This window comes from Nocardia rhizosphaerihabitans (assembly GCF_014646295.1).
Classification (GTDB): Bacteria; Actinomycetota; Actinomycetes; order Mycobacteriales; family Mycobacteriaceae; genus Nocardia; species Nocardia rhizosphaerihabitans.
In genome coordinates this window covers 276,165-290,410 of sequence record NZ_BMNE01000005.1, presented here as the reverse complement: position 1 = coordinate 290,410, position 14,246 = coordinate 276,165, and the positions used below count along the sequence as shown (strand labels likewise).

At 68.5% G+C, this 14,246-nt stretch carries 15 protein-coding genes and 1 tRNA gene; 11 read left to right on the top strand and 5 right to left on the bottom strand.

Annotation, left to right across the window (positions count from 1 at the left end):
• Positions 1–56: 56 nt before the first annotated feature.
• Complete coding sequence (locus IEY60_RS23105; RefSeq protein ID WP_189032019.1) at positions 57–605, bottom strand: TetR/AcrR family transcriptional regulator; 549 nt, start codon at positions 603–605, stop codon at positions 57–59.
• 121 nt (positions 606–726) lie between these two features.
• On the opposite strand from IEY60_RS23105, the gene IEY60_RS23100 reads away from it, so the two are divergent.
• From IEY60_RS23100 to IEY60_RS23070, 7 genes are all read left to right on the top strand, one after another.
• On the top strand, positions 727–1,485 hold the full coding sequence (locus IEY60_RS23100; protein WP_189032017.1) for a carboxymuconolactone decarboxylase family protein: 759 nt from the start codon (positions 727–729) through the stop codon (positions 1,483–1,485).
• A gap of 150 nt (positions 1,486–1,635) precedes the next feature.
• Positions 1,636–3,051, top strand: a complete 1,416-nt coding sequence (locus IEY60_RS23095) for an MFS transporter (RefSeq protein WP_189032006.1) — start codon at positions 1,636–1,638, stop codon at positions 3,049–3,051.
• A gap of 19 nt (positions 3,052–3,070) precedes the next feature.
• Positions 3,071–3,310: a heavy-metal-associated domain-containing protein gene (locus IEY60_RS23090; RefSeq protein ID WP_229740050.1), complete on the top strand. Its 240-nt coding sequence runs from the start codon at positions 3,071–3,073 to the stop codon at positions 3,308–3,310.
• Between the two features lie 20 nt (positions 3,311–3,330).
• The gene (locus IEY60_RS23085; protein ID WP_189032004.1) at positions 3,331–4,257 is read left to right on the top strand and encodes a DUF8832 domain-containing protein; all 927 of its coding nucleotides are present in this window, start codon (positions 3,331–3,333) and stop codon (positions 4,255–4,257) included.
• Between the two features lie 59 nt (positions 4,258–4,316).
• Entirely contained in the window at positions 4,317–6,572 is a 2,256-nt protein-coding gene (locus tag IEY60_RS23080) for a heavy metal translocating P-type ATPase (RefSeq protein WP_189032002.1), read from the top strand.
• Positions 6,573–6,774: 202 nt separating this feature from the next.
• A complete protein-coding gene (locus IEY60_RS23075; protein WP_189032000.1) occupies positions 6,775–7,128 on the top strand; it encodes a hypothetical protein in 354 nt (117 codons plus the stop codon).
• Between the two features lie 169 nt (positions 7,129–7,297).
• Positions 7,298–8,050 carry a hypothetical protein gene (locus IEY60_RS23070; protein ID WP_189031998.1) on the top strand — a complete coding sequence of 251 codons (753 nt, stop codon included), beginning with the start codon at positions 7,298–7,300 and terminating at the stop codon, positions 8,048–8,050.
• Here the strand turns inward: IEY60_RS23070 and IEY60_RS23065 are convergent.
• Positions 8,047–8,667, bottom strand: coding sequence for a DUF6636 domain-containing protein (locus tag IEY60_RS23065; RefSeq protein WP_189031996.1), 621 nt, complete (start codon positions 8,665–8,667; stop codon positions 8,047–8,049). The two genes, IEY60_RS23070 and IEY60_RS23065, sit on opposite strands and share 4 nt — an antisense overlap.
• Positions 8,668–8,773: 106 nt before the next feature.
• On the opposite strand from IEY60_RS23065, the gene IEY60_RS23060 reads away from it, so the two are divergent.
• Both IEY60_RS23060 and IEY60_RS23055 read left to right on the top strand, forming a co-directional pair.
• Positions 8,774–9,436, top strand: coding sequence for a histone deacetylase (locus tag IEY60_RS23060; protein ID WP_189031994.1), 663 nt, complete (start codon positions 8,774–8,776; stop codon positions 9,434–9,436).
• Between the two features lie 41 nt (positions 9,437–9,477).
• Positions 9,478–10,908, top strand: a complete 1,431-nt coding sequence (locus IEY60_RS23055) for a lipase maturation factor family protein (RefSeq protein WP_189031992.1) — start codon at positions 9,478–9,480, stop codon at positions 10,906–10,908.
• 43 nt (positions 10,909–10,951) lie between these two features.
• Here IEY60_RS23055 and IEY60_RS23050 read toward each other — a convergent pair.
• Positions 10,952–11,027 (bottom strand) — tRNA-Gly (locus IEY60_RS23050).
• A 238-nt stretch (positions 11,028–11,265) separates the two neighbouring features.
• Here IEY60_RS23050 and IEY60_RS23045 point away from each other — a divergent pair.
• Complete coding sequence (locus tag IEY60_RS23045) at positions 11,266–11,688, top strand: hypothetical protein (protein WP_189031990.1); 423 nt, start codon at positions 11,266–11,268, stop codon at positions 11,686–11,688.
• A gap of 4 nt (positions 11,689–11,692) precedes the next feature.
• Here the strand turns inward: IEY60_RS23045 and IEY60_RS23040 are convergent, their stop codons facing one another.
• On the bottom strand, positions 11,693–12,556 hold the full coding sequence (locus IEY60_RS23040; RefSeq protein ID WP_189031988.1) for an NAD(P)H-binding protein: 864 nt from the start codon (positions 12,554–12,556) through the stop codon (positions 11,693–11,695).
• Positions 12,557–12,641: 85 nt separating this feature from the next.
• Between IEY60_RS23040 and IEY60_RS23035 the strand changes: the two genes are divergently transcribed.
• Positions 12,642–13,439 (top strand): AraC family transcriptional regulator, encoded by a 798-nt coding sequence (locus IEY60_RS23035; protein WP_229740049.1) that lies wholly within the window; start codon positions 12,642–12,644, stop codon positions 13,437–13,439.
• Between the two features lie 7 nt (positions 13,440–13,446).
• Here IEY60_RS23035 and IEY60_RS23030 read toward each other — a convergent pair whose 3' ends face one another.
• Positions 13,447–14,208 (bottom strand): lysophospholipid acyltransferase family protein, encoded by a 762-nt coding sequence (locus tag IEY60_RS23030; protein WP_189031986.1) that lies wholly within the window; start codon positions 14,206–14,208, stop codon positions 13,447–13,449.
• Between the last annotated feature and the right edge of the window lie 38 nt (positions 14,209–14,246).

Genomic DNA, 14,246 nt, shown 5'->3' with positions numbered 1-14,246 from the left:
GGCTCGTCCGCCTGCACACACACTGCGCAACCGGGTGCCCCTCCGGGTCCCGAGCCTCAGGCGAGCAGACGGGCCGCGATGGCGGCCGCGCGGTCGGCGGCGGCCGGGGAGTTCTCACGGACGGCGGTGACAATGGCGCCGTCGATGAGCAGGGCCAGTTCGGTGGCGAGGATGTCCGGGTCGGGTTGATCTGCGGCGGTGAGGAGTTCGGTGAGGTAGGTGATGACGCGGCGTTTGTGGCGATCGGCTACCTGGTGGGCAGGGGAAGCGGGGTCGGCCATTTCGATCATGGTGTTGATGAAGGCGCAGCCGCGGAAGTCGTTGCGGGCGAGACGTTCCGCGAGGGCGGTGAAGACGGCCAGCGGGCGGGCCGCGGAGTCGTCGACGGATTCGACCGAGGTGCGCAGCCAGTCGAGCCAGCGGTGGTCGCGGTCTTCCAGGACGGCGACGACGAGGTCGTCCTTGCTCGCGAAGTGGCGGTAGAAGGAGGCGCGGCCGACGCCGGACTCCTGGAGCAGCCGGTCGATGCCGACGGCACGGATGCCCTCGGCGTAGAACAACTCTTCCGCGGTGGTGAGCAAGCGCTGCTTGGCCTGTGTCGCCATGCGCTCACGGTACCAGAACGGAAACGATCGGTACCGAATTGCTCGACAAATTCGGAACCGGTCAGTACCGTCCCAATTCGGTACCGATCAGTACCGTCGTCGAACCACCTTGGAGCTCCACATGTCCCGACTTCCTCTCGTCACCATCGACACGGCCGATACAGAACAGGGCGAACTACTCGACGAAGTCCAGCGTCAGCTGGGCCGGGTGCCGAATCTCTATGCCGCGATGGCCAACAGTCCGGCAACCCTACGGGGGTATCTGAGCCTGCGGGACGCGCTGACCGCGGGCAAGCTCGGCGCGAAGACCCGTGAGCAACTGGCTCTCTTGATCGCGAGCGACAACGGTTGCGAGTACTGCGTCTCCGCGCACACGATGCGGGCGGCGAAGATGGGATTCACACCGGCGGCGATCGCGGCGACGCGCGAGGCCGGCGCCGACAACCCGCATGCCGAAGGGGTGCTGCGCTTCGCGCGCGAGGTGCTGCGTACCGGCGGCCGGGTGCGCGACGAGCAGCTGGCCGCAGCCAGGAACAGCGGCGTCAGCGACGGCGAGCTGGCCGAGGCCGTCGGGCATGTGGCGTTGAACGTGCTGTCGAACTACTTCAACCACGTCGCACGCCCTGAACTGGACTTTCCGCTCGTCCCCACCGCCACGAAAGAGGCTGTGATGTCCCCGAAATGGCGTGCCGCCGACACCGTCGCATTGGTCGCCGGCTACACCCTGACCGATGCCGACGGGCAGCCGACGTCGACGGTGCGCAACGTGCGCGTCGCCATCGAAGGCGGCTTCGCGCACATCTCCGTCGACGGGAGCGCACCGGTCCAGATGGTGTCCGCGCCCGCCGTCGCACTGATCACCTATCGCCCCGAATCCTGATCCAGCACAGCCCTACACGCCCGGCCCGCCACGATGCAGGCCGGGCGTTCGTCTATCCGAATCCTTTCCCGCCGGAGGCTTGACAGATTGATACCATAGGGGGGTATGGTACCGAGCACGAGACGCACTCCGCTCGAAAGGACGAAAGTCGTGACTAAGCAATCGCAATCCACCCGGAAGTGGTGGGCGCTGGCGGTGATCGCCGCAGCGCAGTTCATGGTCATCATGGACACCTCGATCATCGGGATCGCGCTGCCCAAGATGCAGGCCGAACTCGGCTTCACCCCCGGCAACCTGACCTGGGTGTTCAACGCCTATGTGATCGCCTTCGGCGGCCTGCTCCTGCTCGGCGGCCGGCTCTCCGACCTGCTCGGCGCGCGCCGGGTATTCGGCGCGGGCTGGCTGGTTCTCGCGGTCGGCTCCGTGATCGCGGGCGCCGCGGGCAATGTCGGGCTCGAGCTCGCGGGCCGGGCGATCCAAGGCGCCGGCGCGGCATTGATCGCACCGTCGGCGCTCACCCTGCTGATGATGTTGTTCGGCGGCTCGCCGCAGGAGCTCACCAAGGCACTCGCCGTCTACGGCGCTGCCGCTCCGGCCGGTGGTACCGCGGGCGTGTTCCTCGGCGGCGTGATCACCGAATACATCAGCTGGCCTTGGGTTTTCTACATCAACATCCCGATCGCGGTGCTCGCGTTGATCGCCGTTCCGCTGCTGATGCCCGCCGCGCCCGCACGCAGGGGCTCGATCGACATCGCCGGGTCCGTCACTGTGACAGCCGGTTTGGCCGCCGCGGTCTACGCCATCGTGCAGGCGCCGGAGGCGGGCTGGGCTTCGGGCCAGACCTGGGGCGTGCTGGCGCTGGCCGCCGCGTTGCTGGCCGGTTTCGTCTTCATCCAGTCGCGTCGCAGTGAACCGCTGATGCGGCTGAGCATCTTCCGCGCGCCGAATCTCGCCGCCGCCAACTTCGCCCAGTTCGCGCTGGCCGCCGCGTGGGTGCCGATGTGGTTCTTCCTGAATCTGTACCTGCAGCAGGTGCTCGGTTACAGCGCGTTCCCGTCGGGCGCCGCACTGCTGCCGATGACCACGCTGATCATGCTCGGCATGGTGGTGCTCGCTCCGAAGGCCATGCAGCGTTTCGGCGCCAAGCCGATGATCGTCACCGGTCTGATCGTGCTCGGCCTCGGCCTCGGGATCATGTCGCTGGTTCGGCCCACCGGCAACTTCTGGGTCGACGTGCTGCCCGCCTCCCTGGTGGCCGCAGGCGGTATGTCGCTGGCCTTCATCCCCTCGCTCGGCACCGCCATCTCGGCGGCGCGACCGGAGGAGGGCGGCCTGGCCTCGGGCATCGTCAACGTCAGCTACCAGGTCGGTTCCGCGCTCGGCCTGGCCGCGATGACAGCCGTGGCCGCGGCATTCGGCGCGGGCGAACTGGGCGACGCCACGGCACTGACCGACGGCTACTCGGCGGCCTTCCTCGGCGCGGGCCTGCTGGCCCTGGCCGGCGCGGGCATCACCGCGGCGGTCATGCGCACCCCAGCCGCGGCGACGGCCGACGCGACCGTTTGACAATGTACCCTAGGGGGGTATGGTAATGATTGAGATCGACGACGAGGAGAACACCACCATGAGCACCACCGTCACCGTCACCGGCATGACCTGCGGTTGCTGCACCAACAAGGTGCGCGACAAGGTCGGCGCCCTGCCCGGCGTCACCGGTGTCGAGGTCGACCTGGCCGCGGGCTCGGTGACCATCGAAGGCACCGAACCCGACCGCACCGCCCTCGCCGACGCCGTCACCGCGGCCGGTTTCCAGCTCGCAGACTGAACTCGAAACGGAGCATCCCGATGAACGCAACAGGCAAGTTCGCCGGTTTCACCCTCGGCCTCGCGGCGGTCTTCGGGATCGCTCTGGCCGCAGGCGCCCTGGTCGGTCCGGAACCTTCCGAACCGGCCGGGCACGGCGAGCACGAGACCGCCGCGGCACCGTCCGCCGATCTGCCCGGTGGCCTGCTGGTCACCGATCAGGGCTACACGCTGGCACTGGACAAGCCGAACACCACGACCGCGGCGCAGACGCCGGTCGCCTTCCGCATCCTCGACGCCACCGGCGCCCCGGTCACCAAGTACGAGACCAGCCACGACAAGGACCTGCACCTGATCGTGGTCCGGCGCGACATGGCCGGTTTCCAGCACGTGCATCCGGTGCTGGACCCGGCCGGGACCTGGTCTGTTCCACTGAACCTGAGCAGGGCCGGTGACTACCGGGTCTTCGCCGACTTCACCCCGGCGGGCGGGTCGAACCTGACCCTCGGCGCCGATCTGCGCGTCGCGGGCAACTACGACGTGCAGGCGCTGCCTGCCCCGGCGGCCACCGCGCAGGTCGGCGAGTACACGGTCGCGCTGAACGGCACCGTCAGCCCGGGTGCGGCGTCGAAGGTCACGCTCTCGGTCAGCCGCAACGGCGCGCCGGTCACCGACCTGCAGCCCTACCTCGGGGCCTACGGTCACCTGGTCGCACTGCGCGCCGCCGACCTCGCCTACCTGCACGTTCATCCCGAGGGCGCGCCCGGTGACGGGGTCACCCCCGCCGGTCCCGGCATCGACTTCGTGGTGAACGCGCCGAGCGCGGGCGACTACCGCCTGTTCCTCGACTTCCAGCACCAGGGCGTGGTGCGCACGGCCGAGTTCACGGTGCGGGTCGCCCAGCCGGACGCCACCGGGGCGAGCACGCCTGCACCGGCCGACCAGGGCACCCCCGGCCACGGGCACTGACGTAGCCCACCAGCAATCCCTCAGCAAGAATCGATACCAGGAACGAAACGGAGCACCCCATGACCACCGTGACGCAACCACCGGGCACCGGCCAGGTAGAACTGGTGATCGGTGGCATGACCTGCGCTTCCTGCGCGAACCGGATCGAGAAGAAGCTCAACAAGCTCGACGGGGTCACCGCGACGGTCAACTACGCGACCGAGAAGGCCAGGGTCGACTTCACCGGTGACGTCTCCCCCGAGGAACTGATCGCCACCGTCGAGCAGGCCGGCTACACCGCGGCACTGCCCGCGCCGAAGCAGGCCGAGCCCACCGAGGAGACGGCCGTCGAGCCCGACCCGACCGCCTCGCTGCGGACCCGCCTGCTGGTCTCGCTGGTGCTCACCGTCCCGGTCATCGCGATGGCGATGATCCCCGCGTTGCAGTTCACCAACTGGCAGTGGCTCTCGCTCACGCTCGCCGCGCCGGTCGTGGTGTGGGGCGCGCTGCCCTTCCACAAGGCGGCGTGGACCAACCTGAAGCACGGCACCGCCACCATGGACACGCTGGTGTCGATAGGCACGCTCGCCGCCTTCGGCTGGTCGCTGTACGCCCTGTTCTGGGGCACCGCGGGCACGCCGGGGATGACGCACCCGTTCGAACTCACCATCGCGCGGATGGACGGCACCGGCAGCATCTACCTGGAGGCCGCGGCGGGCGTCACCACGTTCATCCTGGCCGGGCGCTACTTCGAGGCCCGCTCCAAGCGGCGGGCCGGTGCGGCGCTGCGGGCGCTGCTCGAACTGGGCGCCAAGGATGTCGCGGTGGTACGGGGTGGCGTGGAGACGCGAATTCCGGTGGAGCAGTTGGTCGTCGGTGACGAGTTCGTCGTGCGGCCGGGCGAGAAGATCGCCACCGACGGTGTGGTGACCGAGGGTTCCTCGGCCGTCGACGCCTCGATGCTCACCGGCGAGTCGGTGCCGGTGGAGGTCGGCGTCGACGACGTCGTCACCGGCGCGACCGTCAATGTCGGCGGACGACTCCTGGTGCGCGCCACCAGGATCGGCGCCGATACCCAGCTCGCCCAGATGGCGCAGCTGGTCGAGGACGCGCAGACCGGCAAGGCGCAGGCCCAGCGGCTGGCCGACAAGATCTCCGGCATCTTCGTGCCGATCGTCATCGCGCTGGCCGTGGCCACCCTCGGCTTCTGGCTCGGTACCGGCGGCGCGATCGCGGCGGCGTTCACCGCGGGTGTCGCGGTGCTGATCATCGCCTGCCCGTGCGCCCTTGGCCTGGCCACCCCGACCGCGCTGATGGTCGGCACCGGGCGCGGCGCCCAGCTCGGCATCCTGATCAAGGGTCCCGAGGTGCTGGAATCGACCCGCAAGGTCGACACCATCGTGCTGGACAAGACCGGCACCGTCACCACCGGCAAGATGACCCTGCTCGACGTGATCCCCGCCGAGGGCGAGGTCGGTACCCGGGTGCTGGAACTGGCCGGTGCGCTGGAGGATTCGTCGGAGCACCCGATCGCGCAGGCGATCGCCAAGGGTGCGCGCGACGAGATCGGCACGCTGCCGCAGGTGGAGGGCTTCGCCAATGTCGAGGGCCTCGGCGTGCAGGGCGTCGTCGACGGGCACGCGGTGATCGTGGGCCGGGCGCGCCTGCTGGCCGACTGGTCGCAGCCGCTCGACGAGAAGCTGGAAACCGCCATGGCGGAAGCGGAGTCGGCGGGCAAGACCGCGGTCGCTATCGGCTGGGACGGCAAGGCGCGCGGCGTGCTGGTTGTCGCCGACGCGGTGAAACCGACCTCGGCGCAGGCCATCGCGCAGTTCCGGGCGCTCGGCCTGACCCCGATCCTGCTCACCGGTGACAATGCCCGCGCGGCCCGCACCATCGGTGACGAGGTCGGCATCGACGAGGTCATCGCCGAGGTGCTGCCGCAGGACAAGGTCGACACGGTCAAGCGGCTGCAAGCCGAGGGCAAGGTCGTCGCCATGGTCGGTGACGGCGTCAACGACGCGGCCGCCCTGGCCCAGGCCGACCTCGGCCTGTCGATGGGCACCGGCACCGATGTCGCCATCGAGGCCAGCGACCTGACCCTGGTCCGCGGCGACCTGCGCGCCGCCGCCGACGCCATCCGCCTGTCCCGCCGCACCCTGGCCACCATCAAGGGCAACCTGTTCTGGGCCTTCGCCTACAACGTGGCCGCCATCCCGCTGGCCATGGCGGGCCTGCTCAACCCGATGCTCGCCGGCGCCGCCATGGCGTTCAGCTCGGTGTTCGTGGTGAGCAACAGCCTGCGCCTGCGCCGGTTCAAGTCGACGGCACAGTAGTCCTTCCGACCGGGCGGGGCGGCAATGCGATTGCCGCCCCGCCCTTTTCGCGTACGCGGACGCCGGTCACCCGTTCAGCGGAAGACACCAGGACGTACCAACCAGTTTTCTTTCGGGATCTGGCACAAATCGACAGCTATTTCACTACCGTGATCAATGGTGTTGCGCGACAAGAATATCGCCCGAATGACCGGAGGCCGCAATGAGTGACTACTACGAGACCTTCGACGACTTCGGCGCAGATATCGACGATGCAGGAGGGATCCTGCTCGTCGACATGGGGACATTGCGTGACGTGCACGGCGTCAACAAGTTGGGTGTGCACATCCGAACAGCGATCAAGAACGAGCTTGCCAGTCGCGGCATCGGCACTCTGCCCGAACTACTACCTACATACCAGCACGAGTCGGTACGCCTGTACCGACTCGGGAGCTCGATCGCCGGGGTGATCGATGCGGTGCTTCACCCCAGCGCAACAGGTGACGACAACCTGCGCCGAACGGCAGGATCAGACGCTCAGGCAACTTTGGACGCGATACGCCAGCTGGTCTGCTGAAAGACGTTGTTCGCCGAGGAAAAGAGAAGCCCCGCAGCGCGTCGGCTCCGGGGCGTTCCCATGTGTTACCAGGAGCTCGAGTCTCCTGTATCGGATGTAAGTCTAGCCGAAGCTTCACCGGATCGCACCTGTTGTCACCACCAGCGATATCTGTTCGGAGGCCGGTTTCATGTCTGAGCGCACGGTGACCGTCGAGGTCACCCGCTACCTGAGCGTGCCACGTCTGGCGCCGTATCTCGCCGAGGTCGGCGGCGACCCCGCGCACGCACTCGCGCTGTACCACTGGAACTTGCAGTTGGGCAGCGCTTTTCAAGAGGTTCTCGCGGTGGTGGAGGTAGTCGTGCGTAACGCCATCGACGAAAGACTTCGTGCGTGGAACGTGACCCGCGGAACGGACCCGGCCGGCCTGCCCTACAGCACAGACTGGACACTGCGCCCCGCCCCGCCACTGTCGGGGCTACTGCGAACCGCGTTGGGTCCTGCCACCGAGCACGCAAAACGGGCGAAGGCGAGTCGCGAACCGGGGCATAAGCGGCTGCACGCGCCGATCAGTCACGACGACGTGCTCGCGCAGTTGTCGTTCAGCGTCTGGAAGAAGCTGTTGCCGCCCGCCGCACCCGGTAACGCCGGGCGACAGAAATTGTGGTCGAACGCGCTAGTGCAGGCGTTTCCGCAGCAAGGCGGTCCGGTCGCAAACCAGTCGTTGCGAACTCCCATCGAGAACCTCGTCTACGACCGGATGGAACGGCTTGTCAGCCTGCGCAACCGAGTGGCACATATGGAGTCACTGTTGCAGGTGAACGTTCCAGCCCGGCTCAGTGACAGTCTGAGCCTGCTCGCGTATATCTCGCCGCCGACACGCGACTGGTGCGCTGGAATCAGCCGCGTCACCGAGGTCAACGCCGCACGGCCGGTTCGCTAGAACAGGGATTGGCTGTCGGCGGAGATCAGGAAGCCGTGGCCGCCCGCGTCGCAGCGCATGCCTTGCTGGGTGGAGGTGCAGGCCGCGCCGAGGACGACGATCGTGTCGCCGTAGTTCAGGATCTTGCCGCCGCCCTTGCGCGAGCCGTCGACTGGTTCGCCGACGAAGATGCCCTGGCTGGTGCACAGGAACTCGGCTTTGCTGCCGTAGACGTGGACGGCGACCTTGCGGTTGGGGGCGTCGGTGCAGTCGGGTAGCTGGGGCGGGATGACATTCGCGTGGCCCAGCTGGCAGCCGACACCGAGCGTGCTCTGGCTGATGATCCCGCACATGATGTTGCCGGTGGGCGACTGGAAGTAGTAGCTGTCGCGCTGCTGGTAGTCGCGGGCGTCGACGGTGGCGTCGTCCCGGGAGGGGAGGCCGGTCGGGCTGGGGCCGGGGCCGGGGGCAGGCGTCGGATCCGTGGAGCCGGGTACGACCGTCGGTTCTGTGCCCGGCGCAGTGGTAGGGGGCCCGGCGGGCTGGGTGATGCTCACCGGTCCGTCGGCCGAGCTGTCGCATGCGGCGAGTCCCCCGGCTAGCGCAATCAGCGCGGCCACCACGATTGCTGATCTCATGATCTGTCCCCTCTGTGTCCTCCCGACCCCATCGAAGGAACAATCGGTGGTGCGAGCGATGTCGTTTCGTTCGCTCATGGAACCGTGACCCACCCGAGGTGAGCCCGTGACCACAGCTGCGCATGTCTGGTACGCCGCATACGGCTCCAACATGCATGCCTCGCGGTTCGACTACTACCGCCTCGGCGGCACGCCACCGGGGACCGGGCACACCTATCCGGGATTCGTCGACCACACCGCACCGGCGGACGTCGCCGCCCTCACGCTGCCGGGGAGCCTGTATTTCGCCTGGCAGAGCCCGGTGTGGACCGGCGGCGTCGCGTTCTACGCCGCTCACCCCGCGCCAGGGTGGCCGACCGGTGTCGCGGCCCGCGGGTACCTGATCACCGTCGGCCAGTTCGCCGACCTGCTGGCTCAGGAGATGTACCGGACCCCCGGTGCGAGCTTCGACCTGCCGCGGGTGCTCGCCGCGGGCGTGTTGCGGCTCGGGTCCGGCCGCTACGAGACCGTGCTGCACGCGGGCACCAGAGACGGCATCCCGATCCTGGCCTTCACCGCGCCGTGGGACCCGGAAACGGTTGTGCTGCAACGTCCGTCGGCTCGCTACCTCGCCATGATCGGGGCGGGCCTGCGCGAATCACACGGCTGGGACACCGACCGCATCGTCGACTATCTGCGGGTGCGGCCCGGTGTCGCCGGGAACTGGGACCCTCGCGAGCTGCGCCGCGCGCTGACCGGGGACCGTTTCGCCGAACGGCCACTCGGGTAGACAATCGAACTGGAGAATTCGACGCGTCCAGGAGCGGATGCATGGAGTGGTTCCCGGCACCGGAGTACTGGCAGGGCAGGCTGATTTTCCAGCGTGGCCTGGCGGTGGTCTACGCGCTCGCGTTCCTGGCGGCGGTGTTGCAGTTCCGCGCGCTCCTCGGCGAGCGCGGGATGCTGCCGATCCCGCGCTACCTGGCGCGGACCCCGTTCCGCCGGTCACCGAGCCTGTTCCACCTGCACTATTCCGATCGGTTCTTCGCCGTCCTGGCCTGGTCGGGGGCCGCGCTGGCGGTGGCGGTCGCGCTGGGGGCCGCGGATCTGGTGCCGCTGTGGGCTTCGATGCTGCTGTGGTTCGTGTTGTGGGTGCTGTATCTGTCGATCGTCAATGTCGGGCAGACGTGGTACTCCTTCGGCTGGGAATCGCTGCTGCTCGAGGCGGGATTTCTGGCGATCTTCCTCGGCAACGACACCGTCGCGCCGCCGCTGCTGGTGCTGTTCGCCGCGCGCTGGCTGCTGTTCCGGGTGGAGTTCGGCGCCGGGCTGATCAAGATGCGCGGCGATCGATGCTGGCGTGACCTGACCTGCCTGTATTACCACCACGAGACCCAGCCGATGCCGGGTCCGCTGAGCTGGTTCTTCCACCATCTGCCCCGCCCGCTGCACCGGGTGGAGGTCGCGGCCAATCATTTCGCCCAGCTCGTGGTGCCGTTCGGGTTGTTCATGCCGCAGCCGGTGGCGAGCGTGGCCGCCTGCCTCATCATCGTCACCCAGCTGTGGCTGGTGTTCTCCGGCAATTTCGCCTGGCTGAACTGGGTGACGCTGCTGCTCGCCACCACCGCCGTCGACGCGCGGACCTACCCGGTACTGCCCGACGCTCCGCCGGTGCCTGCGCCACCGGCGTGGTTCATCGGGGCGGTGCTCGCCTACGTCGCGCTGGTCACCGTGCTGAGTTTCTGGCCGATCGACAACCTGCTGTCCTCGCGGCAGGCCATGAACGCCTCGTTCGACCCGTTGCACCTGGTCAACACCTATGGCGCCTTCGGGAGCATCACCCGGGTGCGCGAGGAGATCGTGATCGAGGGCACCGACGATACCCACCTCACCGCGGACACGGTGTGGCGCGAGTACGAGTTCAAGGGCAAACCGGGTGATCCACGGCATCGCCCCGGCCAGTGGGCGCCGTATCACCTGCGGCTGGACTGGCTGATGTGGTTCGCCGCGCTGTCACCGTCTTATGCGCGGTCGTGGGCGCTGCCGCTGGCCGCGCGATTGCTCTGCAACGATCCCGACACGCTGCGGCTGCTGCGACACTGCCCGTTCCCCGACGAACCGCCGCACTACCTGCGCGCCCGCCTGTACGAGTACCACTTCAGCACGCCCCGCCAGCTGTTCCGCGAGCGAATATGGTGGCGCCGCACCCTGATCGGCGAATTCCTGCCGCCGCTGACGCTCGAGCGGATCGCCCGGCGCTGACAACCAGAAAAGCCCGGCGACATGGTGTCGGCCGGGCTTTTCGTGGAGCGGATGACGAGATTCGAACTCGCGACCCTCACCTTGGCAAGGTGATGCGCTACCAGCTGCGCTACATCCGCGTGCAGTTCTAGGCCCGATCCGGGATTACCGGGGGCTTCGGCGTGCGAGAAGAAACACTAGCGCGTCACCGCGGAAAAACGAAATCCGTGCGCACAACCGTTCGACGGCCGCGGTGAGGTCGCCGGAGCTCCCCGTCGGCGGGCCGTGCGTTAAGCGCGCGACAAGGAATCGGAAGCCCTTGTCCGGAAAGCTCTTTCGCGGGCCGGCACGCACCGCCGGCACTACAGGAGGAGCGGGATGAAGACTCTGGGGCTGATAGCGGCGGGCGTCGCTGTGACCACCGTGACCATCATGGGGGCCGGTCCGGCGCACGCCGACTTCACCGACGCGGTGGAGTACACCGACAGCGGCGAGAACGTGGAGGAGGGCGAGTACGGCGAGTACGCGATCGACCGGAACAACCCGGGATCGTGCCTGGTGGTCCAGAACCACACGGGCGGCAGGGTGACGCTGCGGTTGAACTACCCGACCAGCAAGGGCAAGTGGACGTTCTCCCACGACGAGGTGGGCGTGCTCACCCGCGACGGCCGGGTCGTGACCTCGCCGTCCGGACGCTGGAACGTCCGGACGAACCCGCCGATCGTGTTCAACTGGGTCTACGACGACAACCTGAACAACCGCAAGGGTTGCAACGGGTCGTGGGTGTTGACCATGAACTGATCGGTCACCCCGCGGTGACAGGCACGAAGGCGGCGCGGTGGTCGGCTGCCCACTCGGCGTAGCCGCGGGCCGGGCGGCCGAGGACCTCGGCGATGTCGCCGGAGATCAGCTCGTTGTGACCGTTGCGGATGAAGGTCTGGCCGGTCAGGGCGCCTTCGACGAAGGCGGGTGGGAGGCCCGCCGACGTCAGGAACGCGCGGGCGTCGGCTTCGGCGATATCGGTGACGGTGATCGGGCGGCCGATGACCTCGGCGAGGACGGCGGCCTGGTCGCGACCGGTCTGCAGGGTGGGGCCGGTGAGGGTGTAGATCCGGCCGTCGTGTGCGCCGGTGCGCAGGGCGGCGGTGGCGACCTCGGCGACATCGCGGGGGTCGACCACCGCTTGCCTGCCGTCGCCGGTGAGGTTCGGTACCGGGGAGCCGGTGGTCAGCGGTTCGATCCAGCTGAAGGTGTTGGACGCGAAAGTGTTGGGGCGCAGGATCGTCCACTCGAGGCCGGAGTTCCGTACGGCTTCCTCACCGGGCACGTGCCAGGAGCCGGGGATGCCAAGGCGCGGGTCGCCGGTGCCGACGGCGGAGAGTTTCACGACCCGGCGCACTCCGGCTCCGCGGGCGGCCGCGACCAGGGCGGCGTCGGGGCCGGTGTCGTCGGGGCCGGGGAGGCCGTTGAGGAAGGCGGCCTCGATGCCCGTCATCGCGGGGGCGAAGGTGTCCGGCTCGCGGTAGTCCACGCGGACCACCTCGACGCCGTCGGGAAATACCGCGTTCCGCGGGTCGCGGGTGGCTGCCCGGACGGGCACGCCCTCGGCGACGAGCTGACGGACGACGGCGCTGCCGATGGTGCCTGTCGCACCGGTGATCAGGATCATGCGACGAGCATGGCGACTCTCCTGCCTGCGACTATAGGAAAAACCGGCACAGACAGGCCGGGCCGGGGCACCTACTGTTGACCGGGTGAGCACGCAGTATCTGACCTCGGCACAGCTCGAGACACCGGTGCCGATGCCGCAATCCCTGCGGCCGTGGCTCGCCGAGCTGACCAGCACGCCCGTCTACGACGACATCACCCAGCCGTTCGCCCACCCGCCCGCGGCGTCGACGACGGTGGTGCTGCGCACCGAACAGTCCGGCAGAAGAGCGGCTTTCGTCGTCGGCGCGCAGACGAAGGCGTCGTACTCCCGCGCCGACGAGCCCGCCGGATGCGTGCGGTTGCGGCTGGCGCCCGGAGTGACCCGCCAGCTGCTCGGTGTGGCCGCGGGCGAGCTCACCGACCGGGTCGTGCGGCTCGACGACCTGCCGGGACCCCTGAGCTCAGCCGCGAGCGAACTGACCCGGCTGCCCGCCGACGAGGCGATCACCTACCTGGAAGACGTTCTCCCGCATCAGGTCTCCGAATCCGGTACCGAACGCGCGCACCGCATCGTGCTGCGCGAGGCCATCTCGGCGCTCACCGCTGGTGATGCTCCCGCGATCCCCGATCTCGCCGCCCGGCTCGCCGTCAGCGAACGCCAGCTGCGCAGCCTGTTCGCCACCGGAATCGGCCTGTCTCCCAAGCATTTCGCCCGCATCGACCGCGTTCGCCGCGTGCTCGCCTACGCGGGCAATACACCGTGGTCCCACCTGGCGGCCGACTCCGGCTACTACGACCAGTCCCACCTCACCGCCGATTTCCGCACCATCATGGGCGTCCCGCCCGCGGCCTATCTGCACGGCCGGTTACCCGCCCCGACCCGCTGCCGGATACCACGCTGAGGTGAGATCAGGCTTCCGGCTTCTCCTGCTGCGCGGCCTTGCGGGCGAGGCGTTCGGCGGCCTCGGCGTCGTCGAGGGCGGTGGCCTCCTCCAGGGTCGGGGCGCTGCCGCCGAGGCGACGCGGGACCCAGTAGGCGCCGGGCTCGTGTTCGTAGGATTCCTGGAGCTCGGCGAGTAGTCGCTGCATGGTGGTGCGGAGCTCGGCGGTGAGGTCGGCGACGGGTTCGTAGGGCTGGATGGGGGTGCCGACGGCGATCGAGATGGGGGTGTTGGTGCGGCCGAGGCGCTTGGGGAAGCCCTTGGTCCAGACGCGCTGGGCGCCCCAGATGACGATCGGGATGATCGGGACGTCGGCTTCCAGCGCCATCCTGGCCGCGCCGGACTTGAATTCCTTGATCTCGAAGCTGCGGCTGATCGTGGCCTCGGGGTAGACGCCGACGAGCTCGCCGTCGCGCAGGTATTTCACCGCCGACTTGTAGGAGTCGGCGCCCGCGGTGCGGTCGACCGGGATGTGCTTCAGGGCGCGCATGATCGGGCCGGAGATGTTGTTGTCGAACACCTCCTGCTTGGCCATGAACCTGATGTAGCGACCAGGGGTGCGTGCGGGCAGTCCCGCGTAGGTGAAGTCCATGTAGCCGGTGTGGTTGATCGCCACCACGGCACCACCGGAGGCGGGGATGTTCTCCGCCCCCTTGACGGTGAACTTCAGACCTTCGAGGAAGAAGACGGTTCGGGCCAGGCCGATGATCGACCGGTAGACGGGTTCCACAATTCAGCTAGCGTAGTCGCAGATCGCCGCTTCCGGCA